This window comes from Streptomyces sp. NPDC102437 (assembly GCF_044765565.1).
Lineage (GTDB): Bacteria > Actinomycetota > Actinomycetes > Streptomycetales > Streptomycetaceae > Streptomyces.
In genome coordinates this window covers 90,323-111,955 of the sequence record NZ_JBIWKI010000021.1, presented here as the reverse complement: position 1 = coordinate 111,955, position 21,633 = coordinate 90,323, and the positions used below count along the sequence as shown (strand labels likewise).

Below are 21,633 nucleotides of genomic sequence, written 5' to 3'. Positions count from 1 at the left end.
TATCGTCAGGTCGACAAAATGAGCAGACCGGGTCACTTATGAGCACCTGCCCCCGGGTCGGGTCCGTCGGGGCTAATGCGACCATGGACCCGTGGCTAGCAAGCGAGGCAAGCAGACGGTGCGGGACATGTTCCTGTCGATGGCGGTCATCTCCGCCGCGGCAGGGGTTGTTTACATCTTCGTTCCGCACGACGAGAACGCCAACCCGGTCAAGGCCGTCGACTACCGGGTGGAGCTCCTGACGGCCCGCCGCGCGGCGCCGTACCCCGTGGCAGCCCCGGACGGACTGACCGGGAAGTGGAAGCCGACCTCGGTCAGCTACGACCGCAAGGCGGGCAACAGCTGGCACCTGGGCTTCCTCGACCCGGAGGGCAGGTACGTCGCCGTGGAACAGTCCACGTCCCCGGCGAAAAAGTACGTCACCGAGGTCAGCCAGGACGCCAAAAACACCGGGCGTACGCAGCAGGTCGCGGGCGAGACCTGGCAGCACTGGGAGGGCTCGAAGTACGACGCCCTGGTGCGCCACGACAAGGGTTCGACCACCGTGGTGACGGGTTCCGCCTCGCCGGAACGGCTGGCGGAGATGGCCGCCGCACTCAAGACGTCCTGACGCTGCCGCGCGTCCGCGCACGGCGTACGGAGGAAGGCCCTGGAGCACTCGGTGCTCCAGGGCCTTCCTCCGTACGGCTGTGACGCCGGGTGACCGGGGTGACGGTCCGGCGCGGGGGCCGGACTCAGACGGTCTTGATGACCTCGTCGTAGGCGAGACGCGGCAGACGCGGGAACCAGGCGTCCTCGCCCGGCTTGCCGATGTTGACGACCATCAGCAGGCTGTGGTCGCCGTCCAGGAACTCCTTCTCGATGCCAGCGGCGTCGAAGCCGGTCATCGGGCCCGCGGCCAGACCGGCGGCGCGGACGCCGATGATGAAGTACGCGGCCTGCAGCGCGCCGTTCAGTGCGGCGGCCGACTCGCGGACCGGGCGCTCGGAGAAGAACGCGTCCTTGGCCTGCGGGAAGTGCGGCAGCAGTGCGGGGAGCTCCTCGTGGAACTCGTTGTCGGTGGCCAGGATCGCGACCAGCGGGGCGGTCGAGGTCTTCGGCTGGTTGCCCTCGGCCATGTGCTTCACGAGACGCGCGCGGGCGTCGTCGGAGCGGACCAGGACGACGCGCAGCGGCGACTGGTTGAACGCGGTCGGCCCGTACTTGACCAGGTCGTAGATCGCCTGGACCTGCTCCTCGGTCACCGGCTCGTCGGTGAAGGTGTTGGCGGTGCGGGCCTCACGGAAGAGGAGGTCCTGGGCGGCGGGGTCAAGAGCGAGGGACATCGTGCGTATTGCCTTCCGGACGTTCAGATGGATCGACTGACTAGGACCACGGTAGCCGGAAAGTAGGTTAACTTTCAACTAAAACTGGGCAGGGTGATCCGTTCCACAGCGCTCCACGGTCCCGCAGCAGCCTCGGACAGCCGCAGCGCTCCCGCCCGGCCCCGCAGCAGTCCTGGACGGCCTCAGCCGTTGTCGGCTGTTGCCGTGCCGCCGTTCTCCTGGCCGTCGGCCGGACCCGCGAGGGCCGCGTCCAGCCGGGCGCGCGCGCCCTCCAGCCAGTGCCGGCACACCTTCGCCAGCTCCTCGCCCCGCTCCCAGAGCGCGAGGGACTCCTCCAGCGTCGTACCGCCGGCCTCCAGGCGGCGCACCACCTCGATCAGCTCGTCGCGGGCCTGCTCGTAGCCGAGTGTGCCCGTGGCACCCGCCGCCGTAGTCGCGTCGTCCGTCATGCGCCCCACCCTACGTTCCGGCCCGCCAGGGGCCCGTGACCTCGTACGTCCATGATTTCGACCCGGTCCATGATTTCGGTCCGGTCTGCGACCCCGGCCCGGTCTGCCACCTCGACCCCGTTCACTCGCTCACACGCACCGCGAACTCGCCACCCGAAACCCGGGCCCGGAGCACCTCGCCCGGCGCCCCCGCCTCCGCCGGATCCCGCACGACGTGGCCGTCGGCCCGCTGCAGCACCGCGTAACCGCGCTCCAGCGTCGCCGCGGGTGACAGCGCGACCACCCGCGCCCGGGTGTGGGCGAGCTCGGAGTCCGCCCGGTCCAGCAGATGCCCCAGCACCCGCCGGCTCCTCCCGACCAGCGCGTCGATCTCGGCCGCGCGCTCGTCCACCATCCGCTGGGGACGTTCCATCGACGGCCGGCCCAGGGCGTGCGCCAGCCCGCGCTCCTCCCGGTCCAGCAGCCCCCGTACCGTCCGCAGCGCGCGGTCACGCAGCTGCCGCACCCGGTCCAGCTCCTCGCCCACGTCCGGCACGATCTTCTTCGCCGCGTCGGTCGGCGTGGAGGCGCGCAGGTCCGCGACCAGGTCGAGCAGCGGGGAGTCCGGCTCATGACCGATCGCCGACACCACCGGCGTACGGCACGCGGCCACCGTCCGGATCAGCTGCTCGTCCGAGAACGGCAGCAGGTCCTCCACGCTGCCGCCGCCCCGTGCCACGACGATCACGTCCACGTCCGGCAGATCGTCCAGCTCCTTCACCGCCTGGACCACCTGATTCACCGCGTGCACACCCTGCACCGCCGCGTTGCGCACCTCGAAGCGGACCGCGGGCCACCGCCGCCGGGCGTTCTCCAGCACGTCGCGCTCGGCCGCCGACGCCCGTCCGCAGACCAGGCCGATCAGCTGCGGCAGGAACGGCAGCGGCTTCTTCCGGTCGAGCGCGAAGAGCCCCTCCGAGGCCAGCGACTTCTTCAGCCGTTCCAGGCGGACCAGCAGCTCACCGATGCCGACCGGCCGTATCTCCGTGGCCCGCAGGGACAGCTGGCCGCGCGGCGCGTACCACTCCGGCTTGGCCAGGACGACGACCCGCGCCCCCTCCGTCACCACATCCGCGATCCGGTCGAAGACCTGTCGGAAGCACGTCACGCTCACCGAGATGTCCTGCGACGGGTCGCGCAGCGTCAGGAACACCACCCCGGCGCCCGGCCGCCGGGACAGCTGGGTGATCTGCCCCTCGACCCAGACCGCCCCGAGCCGGTCGATCCAGCCGCCGATGAGCCGCGACACATCACCTACGGGCAGCGGAGCTTCCGCGGACGTCTGGAGAGCCATGCGAGCGAGCGTATCCGCCCCCACCGACAATCGGGCGCCCACGACAGGACCGCCGGGGCTCAGGAGTGCCGGTTCACCCTTCACCTCACCCTCGTCACCCCAGGCCGTACGCCGCGCCCCCACTGCAACGCCAGCACCACCAGCCCCACCGCGAACCAGCACACCCCCACCACCTGAGCGCTCGGGGTCGCCTCCACGATCACCGCGATCAGCACCCCCGCGCCCACCACCGGCACCAGCACATGCCGCCACCAGCTGGGCGGTCCCGCCATCCGGCGCACGGCGAACCAGCCGACCACCGACGCGTGCAGCAGCACGAAGGCCGTCAGCGCACCGATGTCGACGACCGACACCAGACGGTCGAGCCCGTCGGCGCGCCGGGCCGCCCACACCGCGGCGATCAGAGTCACCGTCGCGGCCAGCAGGATCGCGACCCGCGGCACCCCGGACCCCGGGTCGACCTTGGCGAGCACCGAGGGCAGCCGCCGCTCCCTGGCCATCGCGAAGAGCAGCCGTCCCGCGGCCGCCTGCCCCGCCAGGGCCGCGAACGCCGCCCCGATCGCCTTGCTGACGGCCACCAGATCGTGCAGCCAGCCGCCGACCGCCGAGTCCACCGTGTCGTAGAAGGCCGACCCCTGCGCGGCCGGATCTGCGGCCAGCTCCGCCGACGTCATCGGTTCGAGCAGCGCCGCCAGATACGCCTGCGCCACGAACAGCACACCCGCCAGCACCAGACAGAACAGCAGCGCCCGCGCCACCTTCGCAGAGCCCCCGGTCACCTCCTCCGCGAACGTGGCGATCGCGTCGAAGCCCAGATACGACAGCACCGCCACCGACACCGCCCCCAGCACCGCCGAGGCGGAGAAGCCCGAATCACCGGTGAGCGGAGTCAGCCAGCCGCGCTGCGCCCCGTCCCGTACGAGCACCACCACCGCCGACACCAGGAACACCAGCAGCACCACGATCTCCATCGCCAGCACCGCGAAGCCGACCCGGGCGGCGGCCCGTACACCCCAGAGGTTGAGCAGTGTGGTGACGACGACGGCGAGCGCCGTCCACACCCACCGCGACACCGACGGCATCAGCGCGTTCAGCGCGATCCCGGAGAAGAGATAGGCGACCGCCGGGATCAGCAGATAGTCGAGCATCGCCATCCACCCGGCGATGAAGCCCGGCCCTTCCCCGAGCCCCTTGCGCGCGTACGCGAAGACCGAACCGGCCAGTGGGGCGACCCGCACCATCTGGGCGTAACTGAACGCCGTGAACGCCATCACCACCGTCGCCGCGACGTAGACCAGCGCGACGGCACCGTCGGACTTCGCGTCCAGCGTGCCGAACACCCCTACGGGAGCCATCGGCGCGATGAACAGGAGCCCGTAGACCACCAGGTCCCGGAACCCGAGTGTCCGCCGCAGCCTCCCGCCTTCCTGATGCGCCCCCGCCACCCCAGTAGTCCCGCCGCTGCCGGTGTCCGGCATGAGCCCTCCCAGAGTCGCGTACGGTTTCAGCCCCGTCAGGTCCTGCCAGTCCCGTCAGTCTCGCCAGCGGGCTGATCATCCGCGCGTTCGACTCGGCCTTACGATGGTTCGCATGACTGTTACGACACCTCGCCGCGTCCTGCTCGCCGCTCCCCGTGGCTACTGCGCGGGGGTGGACCGTGCCGTGATCGCCGTGGAGAAGGCCCTGGAGCAGTACGGCTCCCCGGTGTACGTGCGCCACGAGATCGTTCACAACAAGTACGTCGTACAGACCCTGGAGAAGAAGGGCGCGATCTTCGTCGAGGAGACGGCGGAGGTCCCCGAGGGCTCGATCGTGATGTTCTCCGCGCACGGCGTCGCACCGACCGTGCACGAGGAGGCGGCCGAGCGGAAGCTCGCCACGATCGACGCGACCTGCCCCCTGGTCACCAAGGTCCACAAGGAAGCCGTCCGCTTCGCGCAGGACGACTTCGACATCCTTCTGATCGGCCACGAGGGCCACGAGGAGGTCATCGGCACCTCCGGTGAGGCCCCCGACCACATCACACTGGTCGACGGCCCCGAGGATGTCGCCGGTGTCGAGGTGCGCGACCCGTCGAAGGTCGTCTGGCTCTCCCAGACCACGCTCTCCGTCGACGAGACGATGGAGACGGTCGGCGCGCTCAAGGAGAAGTTCCCGCTCCTGATCTCGCCGCCCAGCGACGACATCTGCTACGCCACGCAGAACCGCCAGATCGCGGTGAAGCAGATGGGCGCGGACGCGGACCTCGTGATCGTCGTCGGCTCGAAGAACTCCTCCAACTCGGTTCGCCTGGTCGAGGTCGCCCTCGGCGCCGGTGCGAACGACGCCCACCTGGTCGACTTCGCCGAGGAGATCGACGAGGCCTGGCTGGAGGGTGTCTCCACGGTCGGCGTCACCTCCGGGGCGTCGGTCCCCGAGGTGCTGGTCGACGGCGTCCTGGCCTGGCTGTCCGAGCGCGGTTTCGAGGACGTGGAGATCGTGAAGGCGGCCGAGGAGTCCATCACCTTCTCGCTGCCCAAGGAACTCCGCCGCGACCTGCGCGCCGAGGCCGCAGCCCTCCAGGAGAAGTGACACCCGGCTTACGCCGTCCGGCTTTCGGGAAGTGGGCCGGGCAGCCTGCCCGTACCGTGGACTGCATGCAGATCTTCGGCGTGGACATCGGCGGATCCGGGATCAAGGGCGCTCCCGTGGACCTGGACCGCGGAGACCTGGCGCAGGAGCGCCAGAAAGTACTGACACCGCATCCGGCCACGCCCAAGGACGTGGTCGAGTGCGTGGCCGAGGTCGTCGGCCATTTCGACTGGGCGGGCCCGGTGGGCGTCACCTTTCCGGGCGTGGTCACCGACGGGGTCACCCGTACCGCGGCCAATGTCGACAAGGGCTGGATCGACATGGACGCCCGCGGACTGCTCGGCGCCCGGCTCGGCCTCCCCGTCACCGTGCTGAACGACGCGGACGCGGCCGGTGTCGCGGAGATGACTTTCGGCGCGGGCCGGGGCCGCAAGGGAACCGTGATCGTCCTGACGCTCGGTACGGGGATCGGCAGCGCCCTCTTCAGCGACGGCCGGCTCGTACCCAACACCGAGCTGGGCCACCTGGAGCTGAACGGCCACGACGCGGAGAAGCACGCCTCCACCAAGGCCAAGGAGGACGAGGACCTGAGCTGGCACCACTGGGCGCACCGGGTGCAGAAATACCTGGCCCATGTGGAGATGCTGTTCTCACCCGAGCTCTTCATCATCGGCGGCGGGGTCAGCCGCAAGGCCGACAAGTTCCTGCCCCTGATCGAGCACGTACGGGCCGAGATGGTGCCCGCGGAGCTCCAGAACAACGCCGGCATCGTCGGCGCGGCGATGGCGGCCAAGCGCAACTAGAGCCTTGCGCGCCGCTCGCGGCTCCGCACTCACCGCCGCGGGCGGCGCGGTCCCCGGGAGGAGGGCCGGGCCGTCTGCGCGGCGAGCAGCATGCGGCGCTGCCGCTGACGCATCAGCCGTACCTTGCGTACGGTCGCGATGAGCCCGGCGATGAGCGTTCCGCCGTACAGCCACCCGGCGTGCACGGCGAGCGCGGTGACGACCGCCATGGTCTGGCCGCCGAAACCGCCCGTGCCACCGGCGATCGGGACGACGCCGACGGCGAAGGCGATCGGCACGATGATCGGCGCGGTCACCAGGTCCGCGGGCCGCACCCACAGCGCGGTCAGCGCGCAGACCGGCAGGAAAAGCACACCGAACACCACCGATGAACCGTCGAGGACCAGCAGGTCGAGACAGGCCAGTACGAACATGGTGGCAGCGGCGAAGAGCCCGGCCCCGATCCCGGTCAGCCGGGGGTTCGGCAGCCTGCGCAGCGCGAGAACGACGGGCGGCACCGGACGCGTACGGCCCTCCGGTGCGCTCACCACCCGGTAGACGGTCGCGGTCTCCTCGATGGTGCCCTGCGGGGACAGCGGGGCCTGGCGAGACTGCCTGCGCTGCGGGGGACGTGTCCTGGGCTGCTCCACCGGGACAACGTAGGTCGCCGGGCGGCAGGAATCAGGTACGGGACACGCCCTTTGCGCGACCTAGGGGATGAGTTCGATGCCACACGGCCGAACGGGAACCGAATCGGCACCCGACCGGACCCGTGGGGACCCGGTTGCCCCCGCCCGTAAACTGGAGAATCGGCCCACCCGGTCCGCGGTCCCCTCCACCCACCTCACTCCTCAGGAAGTCGCCAACGTGTCGCTCACGATCGGGACGGTGAGCCTTAGGCGCAAACTTGAGCCGCTGTCTCCCCCGGCGTCGAGCGGATTGGGCAGCGCTCGCGGAGGAAGCCTTCCAGCTCGGCCGTGTCCAGGTCGTGCATTGTGAGCCCGGTAAGGAAGACGGCCGGGTGGCCCATCTGCCGCGCCGCGTCAGCTGCGGCGTAGTGGCCCCCCTTCCTCCGGGGCGAGGCGCGCGATCGTGCTGCCGGGCGGGCCCCGGACCGGCAATGACCATCTGCATCGCGTGCAGGCCCGGCAGAGGGCGCAGGTTCACCGCTTCTGCGCCCATCATCCGGCGCAGAAGCGGACCGTGAGGCTGGTCTCCAGGCACACGACCTTCTTGGCGGAGGGGAACCGCCACTCGCCCTCCGAAGGGAAGGCGACTTCATCGAACATGTACTGGGCGTACAGCCCGACTCGTCTGCCGTCACCTGCGGCTTTGCCTGAGAAAGGGCCTCTGACCTGTGTCTGAGGCCCTTTCCGGTCTTTCGGTGGCTTGCCGCGTTACGCGGCGGAAAGTCCCTCGGAAGTCCCTCAGACAGTGTTGAAAGTCCCTGAAAAGTCCCAGGAGTGTGGGGTCGATGGACGCCGCCGAGCTGGGTTGGAGCGATCAGACATAGTGCTGTTGGCGTTCGTGTGCTGTTCTGCAACTGCCGTGAGGCAAGGGGGTGCCCAGCGGTCGGGTCGGGCATCCAGAACTGGTTGCGTCAGAGGCCAGGCGGCAGAAACTCGACCCACGTATGCGTCAGCTTCCAACTACCCCATGTGATCCCTCGATCGCCGGAGGCGGCAACAGAACGGCGCCGACTCACGCAGGTGAGTCGGCGCCGCACATGACCTCAGAGGTCGATGCGGGCGACCTTGCGGCCCACCTTGAGGTACAGCTCGGCACCGTCGAGTGCCCCGACCTCGCTCACGACCGCGCTGAGCACCTGCTGGACAGAAGCCTCCGTGAGCTGAGTGGTCTGCTGCTCTCCGCCCGACTCGAGGATGAGGCGGAGGCCGTTCTGCTGGGCCACGCGGCGCACGGCGGAGATGCTGGGAGCGAAGTCCAGCGTGTGACGGATCAGCACCCCGAGCGTTTCCTCGGAGTGGTCCTTCAGGGAGATGACGGGGAGGTTCTGAGTGTCGCCGAAGGAGCGCTTGGAGAAGCGCGCCGTGAACTCCGCGCGGGCGGCGGCAGCGGCGTCCAGGCCGTGGAGAGCTGCCACCACTTCGCCGGCGAGGATCCGCTTGATCGCCATCGGGTGCGCGGTTCCCTCCTCCAGGCGCTTGGTGAGCACGCGGATCTCGTCGTCCGTCCACTCGGTGAGCAGCTGGAGGTACGGCTCGGTGAGGTGGTCGGGGATGGACATCAGCCGGCCGTAGACGTCATCAGGCGATGCCGTCAGGCCCACGTAGTTGCCCTTGCTCTTGCTCATCTTGGCGCCCGTGCCGTCGGTACCCTCGATGAGCGAGGTGGTGATGACGACCTCGGGGGTCTGGTCCGAGATCTCCATGACCTTGCGGCACATCTGGAGGTTCAGCAGCTGGTCCATGCCGCCGAGTTCGACATCGGCGTCGATAGCCACCGAGTCCCAGGCCATGACGACGGAGTAGACGAGCTCGGCGATGGACAGCCCGTGGCCCTCGGCGAGCCGGGTGCGGAAATCCTCGCGCTGGAGCGACATGGAGACCGGCACCCGGGCGAGGACCCCGACGAGCTCCGGCAGGGTGACCTTGTTCAGCCACTCGCCGTTGAAGCGCAGGTCGGCCCGCTCGAAGTCGATGAACGGCGTGACCTGCTGCTGGTAGCCACTCAGGTTGCGAGCGATGTCCTCGTCGGTGAGGGGCGGTCGCTCCGAGGAGCGTCCCGACGGATCGCCGATCTTGGCCGTGACGTCGCCGATGATGAAGACGACGTGGTGGCCCATCCGCTGGAACCGGCTGGCGATGATGATCGGCACCGCGTGGCCGAGGTGGACATCGGGCGAGGTCGGGTCGATGCCGTACTTGACGACGAACGGTCGTCCCGCCGCCTGCGCGGCCTCGATCTTCTCGGCGAGTGCCGCGGCCGAGGGGATCAGGTGGTTCGCGCGCCCCTCGACCAGGGCCGCCTGCTCGCGGGGAGAGAGGTCGGAGAGGTCGAGGGAGCGCCGTGCTGTTGTCTCGCCGAGCAGCTGCGCGGCCGTATAGTCCGCGCCCAGGTCCGCTCCATCGAGGATGTGCATGACACGGGTGACGGACTCGCTCAAACGGCTCATGGCGCCTATACGCTCCTGCGTCGGACAACTGGCCTGGCCAGTAGTGGGATTGGAAGCGGCGATTTTATCATCGCCGCCTTCATTACATCGTCGGATTGATCATGAATGACCCGGTTGTCCCGGGTTTGCAGTCAGCCGCACCAGCGGCCGTCCCGCGACCGTACTGGAGAGCGACCGGAGCCACGGCTTTATCGGGTCACGGGAACGGAGCGTGCCCATGAGCATTCCTGGAATCAGGAGCATCGCGGACAGGCGCTTCTCCCGCTGCATGGCGGATTCCACCCGGTGGCCGAAGGCCAGCGTGCGGAAATGCCAGGAGATCCTTCGTAGCTGGCGACTGTTCGCCCACGCGGGAGGATTCCCGTCCATCGCACGGAGACGGTCCGAGAGCGCGACGCAGACCTCGGCCCGGTAGTCCTGTGAGACACCAGGCGTACCGCGGTCGGTCATGCTGCGAGGGTGGACCCGGTAGAAGGTCAACGGATCCCGGAGGGCGATGCCTCGGCCGGCCTCGCGCAACGCGTGGAAGAAGATCTCGTTGCTCACCGGAAGGAGGCTCATGGCGGCGTCGCGGTGGACCACCAGCGTGCTCGTGTTCCCGCCCGGGTGCGGCTCCTTCAACATCGGGTTCCCGTCGGAGTCGACCACGTGCTCCCAGTGCTCGATGAACAGCGTCCCACCCGTCATCGCCTCGGCGCATGTACGCAGCTTCGACGGGTGGAACCAGTCGTCGGCGTCGAGCGGAGCCACCCAGTCACCGGTGCTGACGAGAAAGGCGTCGGTCAGGGTCTGTCCGAAACCCTGCTGGTTCCTCCGAAGGACCTTGACCTTGTCGTTTCCCGCGTGGCGCAGGCACACCTCTTCGGTCTCGTCGACGGAACCGTCGTCGATGACGATCACCTCGTGCAGGACGAAGTCTCCGGGTTCCTGTTCCAGGCAGCTCGTTATGGCCCGGTCGAGATACCGGCCGTAGTTGTGGCACGGGATCACGCACGAAATACGAGGCGGGCCGTTCATCGGTCACCTCCGTACACGCGGGCGTACTGCCGCAGAATCGCTTGATGTTCCTGAGCCCTGTGGTCGAGGAACTCACGATTCAGACGGCGTGGCCTGGAGTCGAGCCGAGCCGCCGCGTTTTCCAGGGCGGTCAGGAACTTCTCTCCGAAGAGATTGGGGTGCCCCTGCGACCAGTCGAACCACTCAGGCTCCTCGACCAGTCCCTTGTGCTGCTCGTACTGCTCGGTCAGATGTCCCGTGAGGGAGCAGACCGGGAGCAGGTTCAGGTCGAAGGCCAGCTCCAGCTGGCCGGAGTGGCTGCCCCAGAGGTAGGGGAGCAGCAGCGCGTCCGATGCCAGGCCGGCTTCGACCACTTCCTGGTCCGTGGGATACGGGCGCATGGTCAGGCGGATACGGGGATCGCGCCGGGCCGTCTCCAGTAGCAGCGGAGCGCGGCCTCCGTCGGCGAAGTCGGCAGGGCTGAAGGCGCGCAGAAGGACGTGGAGGGTGCTGTCGGGGTTCGTGAACCCCAGACTCCAGTTGGCCAGGGTGGATAACTGGTCCCGGCTGGCCCGTGAGGCCCCGAACATGAGGTACCGGGGCGAGGCGCTGGACTCGCGCTCCAGGCCGGCCAGTTCCTCCGGGGCCGCGACGTACCCGTGGGGGACGACGGCCGCGTCGGGACGCTCGCCGAGGACCTCGGTCAGTTTGGTGACAGAGCCTTCGGTGAGGCAGACCCAGCTCACCTCGGCCGAGTGGAGCAACCGCAGCCGTGTGGTGAAGTCCTCGGCGCTGCCGACCATGGGCCGCGTGTCGTGGGCGGTGAAGACCACCTTCACTCCGCCGCCCACGCACGCGTCGAGCAGGCGCTCCAGAGTGGCGGGGTCCTCGAAGTCGATGTGGTGCAGGTGCAGGACATCGAGCCATGTGAGAGGGGCATGTTCGAGGAGCCAGGTGGCGTTGACCGCCGTCGGCACCGTGTCGCCGCCGGGGATCTCGGTTCCGTTCAGGATGTGGAAGTCGTGGCTCCGTAGTTTCCACGCGTACGGTGTACGAGCCGGGAGGTGAACGACACGCATGCCCTCGGACCGGGGAACCGCTGTCACCGCTGTTCTCCCTCCGCTACTTCCGCGCCGACGAGGAGCAGCTGGGTGGAGAGGCCGTTGGAGGCGTCGTCGCTTCGCGTGAGCTTGGCGTGGTGGATCGCGAAGCCCGAAGCCTTCAGCAGCGCCTGGAATTCGTCGCTCGCCCACTCCCGCACATGACTGGGATTGCGGGGCGGTCCGGGAGTGTCGTAACCGCTGCGGCACTCGCGGGCAGGCGTGGAAAGCACGGCGGCGGCGCTCCCCTCCAGGAGGAGGCCACGGATCAGGGACAGGGCCGGAACCGGATTCACCAGGTGCTCGATCACGTCGGAGCAGACCACGATGGACCGGCGTACCAGGGCGGGGTCGATGGGCAGACGCTCGGCCGATTCGAGATCGACCTCGATCCACTCGCCGAAGGGGTGGTTGTCGCGGCACCACACGAGGTTGTCCCCGAAGTCCACGCCGATGAAGGACCAGGCCGGGTACTCGTAGGCCAGCGACGCCAGTTTGCCCGCCCGGCCGCAGCCGATGTCGATCACGACGTCGCGGCCGAGCTCCCTGGCCCGAGCGGCGGCGTAGGGGTAGACATCGGGCTGCCAGATCACGGTCTCGTCCGTCTCGTCGAGGAAGTACTCCACCCGGTCCCGGCTGCGGTAGCCGCTCCTGATGAAGTAGGACTCGGCGTCGCCGAGGGGCCGGCGGGCGGTCGTGGTGTCTGTGTGCACGAGATGCTCCTTGCTTACTTCGGCCAGTGGGAGAACAGCGAGAGCATCCGCTCGACCAGCTGTTCGCGAACGGTGTGCCATTCGGTGCCGCCGGCACGGCGCGCGGCCGAGGCCCGGGTGTACTCTCGGCCGTCGACCTCGGGCAGGCACGCGTACATCTGAAGGAGCGCCGAGCCGTCGTCGGTGGGGGAGGTGTCGGTGTCCGCCCTGAGCAGGGCCCGGATGTCCTCGGCGCACATGGAGACGTCGATACCGGAGCCGGGGATGCTCTTGCTCATCTTGGGGAGGCCACCGAAGCCCGGGATCATCTTGGTGTAGATGCCGGACAGCCGTTCCGCGGGCAGGCCCCAGCGCTCCGCCCCGCGCCGGGCGAGGGCGACGTACTTGTGCTCGTCGACCCCGAGGGAGACCAGGACGTGACGTCCTTCGCTGAGGAGATGGACGAAGTCCGCGGCCATGAGCAGGGTGGCCTGCTTCATCCCGTAGTTGAGGTGGTCGAAGATCCCGTGGTTGCGGTAGAGACCGGCGAGGTCCTCCTCCGCCCACTGGAAGTCGTCGTCGTCCAGGTGGCGTGACAGCAGGAACGCGGTGGCCAGGACCTCGGTCTCGCCTTCTTGTCTGCGCAGCACACCCCGCACGGCGTCGAACCCGAGGCGCAGGACGAACTCCTCGTACTGGTCGGCGAGTCTCCGTACCGAGTCCAGGGGCGTACGGCGGGCGTTGTAGGAGTCGAGATCGCCCAGCACGATCTGCACGTCGAGCCCGCATTGCTGCAGCTTGACGGCGCGCAGCAGCTGGAAGAGGGTGCCGGCGTGGGGCGGCCCCCCGAGCCCGACCCCGGTGGTGACGATCGTGGGCTGACCGTCCGCGACCGCCTCCGCGAACTGGCGCGCTCCGGTATGGCACACCCATTTCGTGTGCAGGTCGTCGGGACTCATCCCCGCGAGGCCGAAGTCGATGGCGCCGAGCCCCAGACGTTCGTAACTGTGCTGGTCGATGACGCTCTCGTAGTACGCAGTGTCGAACTTCATGCGATTCCTTCCAACTGAGTCTGCTCACGGAGGGCGAAGGCCCGACGGACCAGCGGCTCGAAGCCGTCGGTCAGGAGATCGCCGAGCTCCGTGTTGCGAGGCGTCGCGACGCTGCCGAGGTCCGCTGTGACTGTTCCGTCGGCGAGGACCCAGACGCGGAACGGGTACGGGTCCTCCGGCGCGCGCGTCGGCTGGGCGTAGACCGGCACGCCGTTGACGTCGCCGCGTACGTCGTCCACGGCCCGTACGAAGTCGTCCCGCTCGAAGCCGTAGATCTCCGCCTTGCGCGTGCTGGCGCGGCCGATGGGGCGGTACTGGGAGATCAGCCAGTACTCGACGTCCGTCCGCTGGGTCACTCCGGAGATGAGCCGCGCGAGGCTCGGCAGCTCCTTCACGGAGCCGGCCGTGGTGAACGTGTTGAAGGCGAGCCGCCGCTGGTCGCAGGCGAGGAACTCGACGTTGGAGAGGAAGCGCGCGAAGTACCCCTGCCCGCGGAACCAGTCAGCCGTCTCGGAGTTCGGTCCGTCGACCGCCAAGGAGTACACGGTCACGTGATCGCGGACGCCGGCATAGCGATCGCTGAGGAGCAGCCCGTTGGTGTGGAGGTTCGTCTCGAAGCCGACCTCGGTGGCGTGCTGGAGGGCGACCTCCAGGTGGTTGTCGTACGGCATCACGGGGTCGCCGCCGGTGAAGACGCACCGATGGGCCTCGGACTCGGAACGGACCCGGTCGATGACACGGCGGACCGTGTCCGCGTCGGTCCGGACCCGGTTGCGCTCGCGGTAGCAGAAGCGGCATACGCCTGGTGAGGCGCTGGTCGGAGCCAGATCCCAGGCATTGCAGTCGGTGTTGAGCACCAGGTGGACGATCCCGAGCTCGTCGTGCGTCAGCATGATGCCTTCTCCCTACTGCCGGAGCTGACCAGGAGGGCCGTCGAGGAGGCGGGACGCAGGAGCGAGCGAAGCTTGTCCGGGGCACCGCCCGTGAGACGTACGAACTGCTGGAGTGTGTCCAGACCCGCGCCCGCGTCGATGATCGTGAGTGCCCGGTCGATACCGGACTGAATGGTGGGAACCACCTCGGAGGTCAGCATGAGCAGGCCCGCGTTGAGGGCGACCGCGTTCCGCGCCTGACTGGCGTCCTGCCCTGCCAGCACGCGTATTGCGGCGGCGACGTTCTCCCGCGGGTCCTCGTACTGGGTGACGGACATCAGGTCCTGCGGCATCGACGCTGCGCCTTCGCGCACCTCGTTGTTGAACGCCAGATCCTCGTGGCCGGCGTTGATCCGGCAGGCCCGCACTGCGCTTCCGGGGATCAGTTCGTCGACCTGGACCGCCTGGCCGAGGCTGGAGTTGATGACCGTCACGTCCGGCAGGCCGAGCCTGGAGAGCAGCCGAGCGGAAGCGCCGACTGCGGGGTGCGACAGGCCGTACACGTAGGCGGGGCAGGCGACCGGGCTGAGGAGGGCGGGAAACGCCAGACTGAGGGCGTGTACGGCCTGAAACCTGCCTCCGTAGCGACGGTCGAACTCGGGCACCCGGTTCTCGATGGAGAAGAATCCGAAGCCGGTCTCCGTCGTGATGTCGACCATCTCCTGATGCGGCACCGTGTCGCTCGTCGCGCCCACCTGGTCGATGAAGTCGCGGGACCCGGTCTTCGACGACGCGCTGCGCGATCCGAGTTTCGCGACGTGCGCTCCCCCTGCGGCCGCCACCAGCGCGGCGGCGGTACTCAGGTTGATCGTCTTGAACGTCTTCTTTCCGCTGCCCGTATAGCCGACGAACCGCATGCCCTCCGGCGGGTGGTGGAAGTGCCAGCCGTTTCGGTCCAGGGCCGTCGCGGCCCGGACCGCGGCTTCGACCTCCTCCAGCCTCGGCCCCCGCAGGAGCAGGCCCGTCAGGACGCTTCCCAGCATCACGTCGCGCGTGTGGCCCTCGGGTAACCCGAGGATGCTCGTGATTCCTTCGTGTACGTCGTGGGGTGCGATATCGGCCGGCGCGTTGATCTTGTGGGCCAGCAATGGCGTTGTGACCGCCACAGCGGGGGCTCCTTCCCTCAGGTGTCGCATGTGAGCAGGATTTTGAATGGGCGATGACGTGCTTGGCTGCCGAGGGCCGCCAGCCCTTGCGGCAGTTCGCTGAGCGGGAATCGGTCCCGGGTCATCAGGGCAGCCCAGTCGCCGCCCCTGGCGATGACGTCGATGGCGTCTCTGAAGTCGTCGTGACCATCGGCGCGGCAGTACGAGAAGGAGCCGCGCAGGGTGATCGAGCGACGGAAGATGTCCCGCAAGGGGGCGGAGAGCGTGACGCGGGGCGCGTAGGCGTTCTGCACGAGCACCGTTCCGCCATCACGAACGACCTTCAGTGCCTGGCGTATCGGGGCGTCACTGAGACCGGACGCGGCGTCCACGACGACATCGCACGGTGGCATGTCGGTGGAGTGGAGGGTGATGTGCGAGTCGAGGACGTATCTCAGTTGATGCGACCGGGAAGGTTCCCTGACCATCATGTGGACGTCCCACCCCGCCTCTGCCGCGCAGATGGCCGTGCAAACTCCGAGGACGCCGCCCCCGATGATGCCGAGCTGCCCAAGAGGCGTCCGGAGTCCGCAACGGACTCCGTGCAAGGCCACCGCTACAGGGTCGGCGAGGACCCCGTGCGCGGGATCATGCAGATGGGGTAGCGGGACGACGTTGTCGCGGGGCACCCTCACGGCGTCGGCGAGGCCACCGGGGAGATCCCATCCGATCCGTCGGAGCCTCGGGCAGAGGTGAACATGGCCGCGGTCGCAGTAGTGGCACGAGGAACAGGGGACTAGCGGGTCGACTGCGGCCCAGTCCCCTGTCTCTGCGTCGACCCCGACGAATTCGTGCCCGAGGTGCCACGGTTCCGGTAATCGCCCCTGCCAGGGGTGATTGAGCTTCGCGACGTCGCTTCCGCACAATCCCGTGTAGCGGGTCTCGATGATCATCGTTTCACGCTCGGAGGACACGTCGAGCGGAGCCGGAAGCTGACAGAGGGTGCCGCCCTCAACGGCCCAGGCAAGCGGGTTACTCATCGATTCCCCACCTGTCCAGCAGGGAGGGGAGGGCCTCCACGTCGGGTATGGCAGTGCCATGCCAGGCGATCTCGCCGAACGCCAGGCCGGTCATCCCGCCCCGGCGGGCCACGCGCAGAGCACGTATCCCGGCTCGTTCCGCGCCGCCCAGCTCGTCACCGCCACCATCGCCGCAGTAGAGGGTCTGAATCGGCGCGACACGGAGTTCTCCGAGGGCCGCGACAAAGAGCTGACGGTCGGGCTTCACCGCACCCGCCCGGCAGCTGAACACGACGGCGTCGAAGTGCGGTGCGAGTTCACTGCGGCGCCACACCTCGGCGATGTCAGGGGAAGCGTCACTGAGGAGGCCCAACCTGACTCCGCGGTCGCGGAGTTCATCCAGTGCGTGCAACAGGGTCTCATCGGTCCGCAACCGATGGTGGGCGAGCCGTGCCAGGAGCGCTTCGAGCTCGTCCGTGCAGGCGGTGGAAGCGTTGCAGCGGGCGGCGAGGTGAATCGCGACTTCGGTCGTGGACCTCAGCTGCCCGTCGTGCCGCGCCCGCCAACTGCCGGAGAGTGCCGACTCGACGACCTCCGCGGATACGCGCATGACCGCAGCGAACTCGGCAGCTGCGGCGCTCCGTTCGACTGCGCTCGGGGCCGCGACGAGCGTGCCGAAGAGATCGAGTATCACCGCTGTCGGGCGTGGAACTGGAGCTGCGGAACTCCGCCGGAGGGAAGTGCCAAGCGGTACCTCGCCTATTGGGTGTGTGTTGACCGCGAGCGGACTCGTCGACGGATAGCGCATGTCGGGGCTCCATCAGTAGGTCGGTGGGCGTGTGCAGAACCGAACTCTTCGGCCGGCTAGGTATCTACGGCCCGACGACGTCTTGGTCGTTGGGGCGAAGGAAGGGGGAATGCTCTCTGGGGAACCGGGCCCTGGCGGTGTGCGTTGTGTGCAGGAGGATTCCACCCGGGAAGGCGTGCGAGCGGACAGATTGTCCGCGCCTTCTTCGCCCGTATGTCTTGACGGATCCACCAACTATCGATAAAAAGCCGATCGCTTGTGGCATCGCACTTACAGGGGTGAATCGCGCAACTTATGCCGTTTTCTGCACTCTTGTGCGTGAGAGGTGCTTGATGGTCGAGCCTGCACCTGCGGGCGACCATGCTGTTAACACTTGGCGAGCACATCTGTGAGGGCTGGACATTGTCCGTACGCTGAGCGCAGTGCTCCGTCGCGAAGGGAACGATCCACCGATGAGTGAAAACCTGACGCTGGGAGACCGTCTCCGTATAGCCCGCCGAACACGGAAGCTGTCTGCCGCTCAACTGGCACAGAAGGCCGCGATATCGCCCAGCTACGTCCAGAAGCTCGAATCCGGCGCGCGCAAGGCTTCGCCTTCTCTGGTCCTGGCGCTCGCCAAGGCGCTCCACTTCGGTCCCGAGGTTCTGACCGGCCAGCCGTACTACGGTGAGCCGGAGGCTGAGGACGGAGTACACGCAGTGGTCCCCGAGCTCCGGAGGATCATGTTGTGCTACGACACTCCGGACGAACTCGAGATCGCGCCAAGAGCACTGCCGGTTCTCGCGTCCGAGGTCGACCAGGTGGCGGCTCTGCGACGGGATGCGCTCTACGCCCCCATGGGGCCACTCCTGCCGCCCATTCTCACGGAGCTGACGCACCTCGCTCTCGACGGCCGCAACGGTGACCAGGCCAAGGCGTTCTGGCACCTCGCTCGCGCCTACCGGGCAGTGAACTCCCTCGCGCACAAGATGGGGCATCACGACCTGTCCAACACGGCGCTGGAACGGGTGCGGTGGGCGGCGGACCGGTCCGGCGATCCGCTGATGAAGTTCACCGCTGGTTACCTGGTCGCTGGGGCAATGCTTCGCCAGGGGGCTTACTCATCGGCTCGTCGCAAGCTCCAGGCGCTGCGCCAGGAACTGGAGCGCCTGCAGCCGGAGCGTTCATTCACCGACGACGCGCTCGCGGTGGACGGGGCCCTGCTGCTGAAGTTGGCCGTGCTGGAAGCCAGGGAGAACAACCCGGACCGCGCAGACGACTACCTGCGCGAAGCCGAGACCGTGGCCAGGATGGCCGGCAACCGTGACTCCCTCGCCTACGAGATGTCCTTCGGGCCGACGAACATCCGAATTCACGAAGTGCACGCCATGATCGACCTGGGCGACACGGAGCAAGCCCTGGCGCGACTCACGGAGTGGTCCGACACGCCGGGTGAGGAGTGGGCGCCTCCAACGTCAACGGTGGGTGAGCGGTCGAGCCACCACTTCATCGACGTGGCTTCGGCGAAGCTGGCCGCGGGGGACAGGACGGGCGCATTTGTGGACCTTCGACGTGCACGGAAGGTCGCTCCGAACCACACGCGATTCCACCCTTCAGCTCGCGAGACGACCGCGGCGCTTCTGCGGATGGACGCCCACCCGTCCAACGAACTTTCTGCGTTTGGCAGTTGGTCGGGAGTTATCACAACCTGAGGAGCAGTCAAAGGGCTTCGCGAAGGAAGCCCACGGACAATCTGTCCGCGCACGGAGCCAGCAGGGTGGAATGGTCTTCTCACAGATGGTTGTGAGGAGGCCGTTTCCGTGTCCTATGTCAGTCCACGTGTTCCCGCTCTGCCGCCCCGGTGGATGCCGATAGGCGACGATCCCGAACTGTGCTCAGCGGGCCAATGGTGGGACGCCATCCGCGCAGTAGAGATCACTGGCCGGCGGGCGATAGAGCTCCTCCGGGAGGGCGGCACAGAGGTCGGCCCGGTCATTCTTGACCCCGGGGGGCCGGAGCCTCGTCTGTACTTCCTCGTGCCACCCGGCACTGCCACTGACTGGGAAGAGCCGGGAACGGTGCCCCTCGGACAGAAGTGCCACGTCGTCGTGCCGCCCGCCGGAACCACGGAGCCGCCCGGAATGCACTGGCATGTCCTCCCGCATGGCCCGAGGTCGCTGACGCAGCCCGGCCCGCTACGCAGAGCACTCCGCCAGGCGCGCAAGGAGCGGCGCGGGCCAGGGGAAGCCGCAGATTCCTGATGACCCTGAACATCTCCCTCGTTCTGCTACTTGGCATCGTCCTGGTCGTACTGATCCGAGGTGGCACTTTGAAGGCAGGGCCCGCGATCGTGAGCGTGCTCTTCGGGTTCTTCCTGGCCAGCACATCGATGGCGCCGGATATCAATCGGTTCGTATCTGGTGTTACGACCGTGATCGGCCAGATTCAGTTCTAGCGGACTGCCTGGTCGCGCTGTTACTCCTGCTTGCCGCGGATCAGTCGGCCCAGAGGTGTCAATCGCTCTCGATCGATACGAGAACGTTCCGTGACGTCTTTCCCGCATGCTCCGGGCGCACCGCGTCAACTCTGTGTTCGCTCTCCTGCGGGCCGACCGAAGAACCGACAACGGCACTATCTTGTCCCGAAGTTGGAGCGACGAGTGCGCCACGCGGCACTGACGGCGGCTCATCGTTCGCTGCGGGATCCAGAGCCATGTTGCCGCTCACGCAGTCGCGGACCGTGCCTGACCGGTTCTCGTCGATGCGTCCCTGAGCGAGACCCAGCTCCCACCAGGCGTGGGTTGGGTGCGCTCACTCGCCAGGACGAGCGACGGCACCGTGATCGCCGGATGCAAGGACGGCGCCGTTCGCGTCTGGACCGCGGGGGAGAGCAGGCTCAGGACACTGGCCAGCGGCTCGAACACCGTGTGGTCCACACAGTTCGCGGCCGGTGGACGCACCGCCGTGGCCGGCGACGGCGCTGGCGGCGTCGGCGTCATCGACACCACGACCGCGACAGTCAGCTGCGCGGCCTTCGAACCCGCGACGACGGGCGAGGTGCTGGTAGGCAGTGCTGCCGACGTTGTGGCCCTGGGGATCATGGACTCGTGAGCGAAATGCGAAAGGCTTGGACACCATGACAGAGAAGACTTCCCGAACCTCGCGCGGCGAGGCCGTTCGCGACACCATCCCAGTTGGTGCTCCGGTCATTCTGAGTAACGAGCCCGGCTCGTTCGCCTGGGGTGTGCTGGCCAAGCGCCACCCTGCCCTCATCCAGCAGGTACGAGATGCCTTCCCGTACGGCCGCCGACAGCACGAGGCCCTCGACGCCCTGCTGGAGGAGATCACCAACAGTGTGGTCGAGCCGCTCGCCCCCGCGGAACACGACCACGAGCGCTGGGCGGACTGGGGGCAGGAGCACTTCGGGCGCTCGTGGTACGACGCCCCGTTCCTGTGGGCGGAGAGCTACTTCTACCGCAGGCTCCTCGCCGCCGTCGAGTACTTCGGCACCGGCCCATGGCAGGGAGTTGATCCGTTCGCGCCGTTCAAGCAGGCCGAACTACGAGGCGACGCGGTGGAAGAGGAGCTGAGGGCCCTCGACGCGTATGCGGACGCGCCGGCCGAGGAGCGGGCCACGGCCCTGCTCCACGCCTCGCTCTGGGGCAATCGTGCGGACCTCGGCTTCCGCGTCTCGGCGGGGGAGCCGGCGATCGGTGACGCCGCTGCCTCCACGCTGGTCGCCGACGACAGCGCCGTGCTGTGGCAGCTCCTGCCCGCCGGAGCGTCCTCCACTGTCTCCGTGGTGGCGGACAACGCGGGACGAGAGCTCATCCCGGATCTGATCCTCATCGACCACCTCCTCGAACAGCGGCACGCCGAACGGGTCGTGCTTCACGTCAAGCCCTACCCCTACTACGTCTCCGACGCGATGACGGCTGACGTCGTCGACTGCCTCCGTCGCCTCACCGAGGCGCCCGGCGAAGCCAGCCGGATCGGCGCCCGACTGTGGAAGGCCATGGCGGCAGGAAACCTGGAGGTCCGCACCCACCCGTTCTTCTGCGCTCCCCTGTCGTACGAGGAGATGCCCGAGGACCTTCGCGGCGAGTTCGCGAGCGCCACGCTCACCATCCTGAAGGGTGACCTCAACTACCGTCGCCTGGTGAGCGACCAGGCGTGGGACGCCACGGCGCCTTTCACTGACCGCACCGACTACTTCCCGGGGGCCGTCGCGGCGCTCCGGACCCTGAAGTCCGACGTCATCGTCGGTCTGGAGAAGGGAACGCTGGACGCCCTGGAGCGGTCCAGGGCTGCCTGGCGTACGAGCGGAACTCATGCGCTGATTCAGGTGCGACGGTAGACCTGGGGCGGGGTGAGC

The 21,633-nt window shown here is 68.2% G+C and carries 21 protein-coding genes and 1 pseudogene; 7 read left to right on the top strand and 15 right to left on the bottom strand.

Annotation, left to right across the window (positions count from 1 at the left end; genetic code table 11):
* Nucleotides 1–91 precede the first annotated feature (91 nt).
* Nucleotides 92–610, top strand: a complete 519-nt coding sequence (locus ACIRJP_RS25855; RefSeq protein WP_404178602.1) for a DUF4245 domain-containing protein — start codon at nucleotides 92–94, stop codon at nucleotides 608–610.
* 124 nt (nucleotides 611–734) lie between these two features.
* Here ACIRJP_RS25855 and ACIRJP_RS25850 read toward each other — a convergent pair whose 3' ends face one another.
* The 4 genes from ACIRJP_RS25850 to ACIRJP_RS25835 all read right to left on the bottom strand — a co-directional run bounded on the left by ACIRJP_RS25850 (nucleotide 735) and on the right by ACIRJP_RS25835 (nucleotide 4,585).
* Entirely contained in the window at nucleotides 735–1,325 is a 591-nt protein-coding gene (locus ACIRJP_RS25850; RefSeq protein WP_404178599.1) for a malonic semialdehyde reductase, read from the bottom strand.
* Nucleotides 1,326–1,507: 182 nt separating this feature from the next.
* Complete coding sequence (locus ACIRJP_RS25845; RefSeq protein ID WP_383720121.1) at nucleotides 1,508–1,774, bottom strand: exodeoxyribonuclease VII small subunit; 267 nt, start codon at nucleotides 1,772–1,774, stop codon at nucleotides 1,508–1,510.
* A gap of 121 nt (nucleotides 1,775–1,895) precedes the next feature.
* Complete coding sequence (gene xseA, locus ACIRJP_RS25840) at nucleotides 1,896–3,107, bottom strand: exodeoxyribonuclease VII large subunit (protein WP_404178595.1); 1,212 nt, start codon at nucleotides 3,105–3,107, stop codon at nucleotides 1,896–1,898.
* 80 nt (nucleotides 3,108–3,187) lie between these two features.
* A complete protein-coding gene (locus tag ACIRJP_RS25835; protein WP_404178592.1) occupies nucleotides 3,188–4,585 on the bottom strand; it encodes an APC family permease in 1,398 nt (465 codons plus the stop codon).
* Nucleotides 4,586–4,688: 103 nt separating this feature from the next.
* Between ACIRJP_RS25835 and ACIRJP_RS25830 the strand changes: the two genes are divergently transcribed.
* Nucleotides 4,689–5,678, top strand: coding sequence for a 4-hydroxy-3-methylbut-2-enyl diphosphate reductase (locus tag ACIRJP_RS25830; protein WP_404178589.1), 990 nt, complete (start codon nucleotides 4,689–4,691; stop codon nucleotides 5,676–5,678).
* A 65-nt stretch (nucleotides 5,679–5,743) separates the two neighbouring features.
* Nucleotides 5,744–6,481, top strand: a complete 738-nt coding sequence (gene ppgK / locus ACIRJP_RS25825; protein ID WP_404178586.1) for a polyphosphate--glucose phosphotransferase — start codon at nucleotides 5,744–5,746, stop codon at nucleotides 6,479–6,481.
* Between the two features lie 29 nt (nucleotides 6,482–6,510).
* On the opposite strand, the gene ACIRJP_RS25820 is transcribed toward ppgK, so the two are convergent.
* The 11 genes and pseudogenes from ACIRJP_RS25820 to ACIRJP_RS25770 form a co-directional block, all read right to left on the bottom strand.
* Nucleotides 6,511–7,056, bottom strand: coding sequence for a DUF6542 domain-containing protein (locus tag ACIRJP_RS25820; protein WP_404178708.1), 546 nt, complete (start codon nucleotides 7,054–7,056; stop codon nucleotides 6,511–6,513).
* 1,136 nt (nucleotides 7,057–8,192) lie between these two features.
* The gene (gene tyrS / locus ACIRJP_RS25815; RefSeq protein WP_404178582.1) at nucleotides 8,193–9,596 is read right to left on the bottom strand and encodes a tyrosine--tRNA ligase; all 1,404 of its coding nucleotides are present in this window, start codon (nucleotides 9,594–9,596) and stop codon (nucleotides 8,193–8,195) included.
* A gap of 99 nt (nucleotides 9,597–9,695) precedes the next feature.
* Nucleotides 9,696–10,613: a glycosyltransferase family 2 protein gene (locus tag ACIRJP_RS25810; RefSeq protein WP_404178579.1), complete on the bottom strand. Its 918-nt coding sequence runs from the start codon at nucleotides 10,611–10,613 to the stop codon at nucleotides 9,696–9,698.
* On the bottom strand, nucleotides 10,610–11,698 hold the full coding sequence (locus ACIRJP_RS25805) for a hypothetical protein (protein WP_404178576.1): 1,089 nt from the start codon (nucleotides 11,696–11,698) through the stop codon (nucleotides 10,610–10,612). Before ACIRJP_RS25805 ends, ACIRJP_RS25810 begins: the two co-directional genes overlap by 4 nt.
* Nucleotides 11,695–12,405, bottom strand: coding sequence for a methyltransferase domain-containing protein (locus ACIRJP_RS25800; RefSeq protein ID WP_404178573.1), 711 nt, complete (start codon nucleotides 12,403–12,405; stop codon nucleotides 11,695–11,697). The genes ACIRJP_RS25805 and ACIRJP_RS25800 overlap by 4 nt, the downstream gene beginning before the upstream one ends.
* A 14-nt stretch (nucleotides 12,406–12,419) precedes the next feature.
* The gene (locus ACIRJP_RS25795) at nucleotides 12,420–13,436 is read right to left on the bottom strand and encodes a hypothetical protein (protein ID WP_404178570.1); all 1,017 of its coding nucleotides are present in this window, start codon (nucleotides 13,434–13,436) and stop codon (nucleotides 12,420–12,422) included.
* The gene (locus tag ACIRJP_RS25790) at nucleotides 13,433–14,329 is read right to left on the bottom strand and encodes a radical SAM protein (protein ID WP_404178567.1); all 897 of its coding nucleotides are present in this window, start codon (nucleotides 14,327–14,329) and stop codon (nucleotides 13,433–13,435) included. Before ACIRJP_RS25790 ends, ACIRJP_RS25795 begins: the two co-directional genes overlap by 4 nt.
* A complete protein-coding gene (locus ACIRJP_RS25785; RefSeq protein WP_404178564.1) occupies nucleotides 14,323–15,474 on the bottom strand; it encodes a hypothetical protein in 1,152 nt (383 codons plus the stop codon). The genes ACIRJP_RS25790 and ACIRJP_RS25785 overlap by 7 nt, the downstream gene beginning before the upstream one ends.
* Before the next feature lie 17 nt (nucleotides 15,475–15,491).
* A complete protein-coding gene (locus ACIRJP_RS25780) occupies nucleotides 15,492–15,845 on the bottom strand; it encodes a hypothetical protein (protein WP_404178714.1) in 354 nt (117 codons plus the stop codon).
* Nucleotides 15,846–16,124: 279 nt separating this feature from the next.
* Nucleotides 16,125–16,406: pseudogene (locus ACIRJP_RS25775) on the bottom strand (alcohol dehydrogenase catalytic domain-containing protein); the annotation flags it as partial.
* A 79-nt stretch (nucleotides 16,407–16,485) separates the two neighbouring features.
* Entirely contained in the window at nucleotides 16,486–17,280 is a 795-nt protein-coding gene (locus ACIRJP_RS25770) for an HAD family hydrolase (RefSeq protein WP_404178561.1), read from the bottom strand.
* 422 nt (nucleotides 17,281–17,702) lie between these two features.
* On the opposite strand from ACIRJP_RS25770, the gene ACIRJP_RS25765 reads away from it, so the two are divergent.
* From ACIRJP_RS25765 to ACIRJP_RS25750, 4 genes are all read left to right on the top strand, one after another.
* Nucleotides 17,703–18,971, top strand: coding sequence for a helix-turn-helix domain-containing protein (locus tag ACIRJP_RS25765; RefSeq protein WP_404178558.1), 1,269 nt, complete (start codon nucleotides 17,703–17,705; stop codon nucleotides 18,969–18,971).
* Nucleotides 18,972–19,519: 548 nt separating this feature from the next.
* Nucleotides 19,520–19,714, top strand: coding sequence for a hypothetical protein (locus ACIRJP_RS25760; RefSeq protein WP_404178555.1), 195 nt, complete (start codon nucleotides 19,520–19,522; stop codon nucleotides 19,712–19,714).
* 349 nt (nucleotides 19,715–20,063) lie between these two features.
* The gene (locus ACIRJP_RS25755) at nucleotides 20,064–20,369 is read left to right on the top strand and encodes a hypothetical protein (protein WP_404178552.1); all 306 of its coding nucleotides are present in this window, start codon (nucleotides 20,064–20,066) and stop codon (nucleotides 20,367–20,369) included.
* Between the two features lie 25 nt (nucleotides 20,370–20,394).
* A complete protein-coding gene (locus tag ACIRJP_RS25750; RefSeq protein WP_404178549.1) occupies nucleotides 20,395–21,615 on the top strand; it encodes a damage-control phosphatase ARMT1 family protein in 1,221 nt (406 codons plus the stop codon).
* The last annotated feature ends 18 nt before the right edge of the window (nucleotides 21,616–21,633 follow it).

Bases quoted from the DNA above. Each gene is read 5' to 3' on its own strand.
- ACIRJP_RS25770 (WP_404178561.1), bottom strand. From the start codon at position 17,280: ATGCGCTATCCGTCGACGAGTCCGCTCGCGGTCAACACACACCCAATA.
- ACIRJP_RS25850 (WP_404178599.1), bottom strand. From the start codon at position 1,325: ATGTCCCTCGCTCTTGACCCCGCCGCCCAGGACCTCCTCTTCCGTGAG.
- ACIRJP_RS25750 (WP_404178549.1), top strand. From the start codon at position 20,395: ATGACAGAGAAGACTTCCCGAACCTCGCGCGGCGAGGCCGTTCGCGAC.
- ACIRJP_RS25845 (WP_383720121.1), bottom strand. From the start codon at position 1,774: ATGACGGACGACGCGACTACGGCGGCGGGTGCCACGGGCACACTCGGC.
- ACIRJP_RS25760 (WP_404178555.1), top strand. From the start codon at position 19,520: ATGACCCTGAACATCTCCCTCGTTCTGCTACTTGGCATCGTCCTGGTC.
- xseA (WP_404178595.1), bottom strand. From the start codon at position 3,107: ATGGCTCTCCAGACGTCCGCGGAAGCTCCGCTGCCCGTAGGTGATGTG.
- ppgK (WP_404178586.1), top strand. From the start codon at position 5,744: ATGCAGATCTTCGGCGTGGACATCGGCGGATCCGGGATCAAGGGCGCT.
- ACIRJP_RS25795 (WP_404178570.1), bottom strand. From the start codon at position 13,436: ATGAAGTTCGACACTGCGTACTACGAGAGCGTCATCGACCAGCACAGT.
- ACIRJP_RS25835 (WP_404178592.1), bottom strand. From the start codon at position 4,585: ATGCCGGACACCGGCAGCGGCGGGACTACTGGGGTGGCGGGGGCGCAT.
- ACIRJP_RS25830 (WP_404178589.1), top strand. From the start codon at position 4,689: ATGGTTCGCATGACTGTTACGACACCTCGCCGCGTCCTGCTCGCCGCT.
- tyrS (WP_404178582.1), bottom strand. From the start codon at position 9,596: ATGAGCCGTTTGAGCGAGTCCGTCACCCGTGTCATGCACATCCTCGAT.
- ACIRJP_RS25790 (WP_404178567.1), bottom strand. From the start codon at position 14,329: ATGCTGACGCACGACGAGCTCGGGATCGTCCACCTGGTGCTCAACACC.
- ACIRJP_RS25810 (WP_404178579.1), bottom strand. From the start codon at position 10,613: ATGAACGGCCCGCCTCGTATTTCGTGCGTGATCCCGTGCCACAACTAC.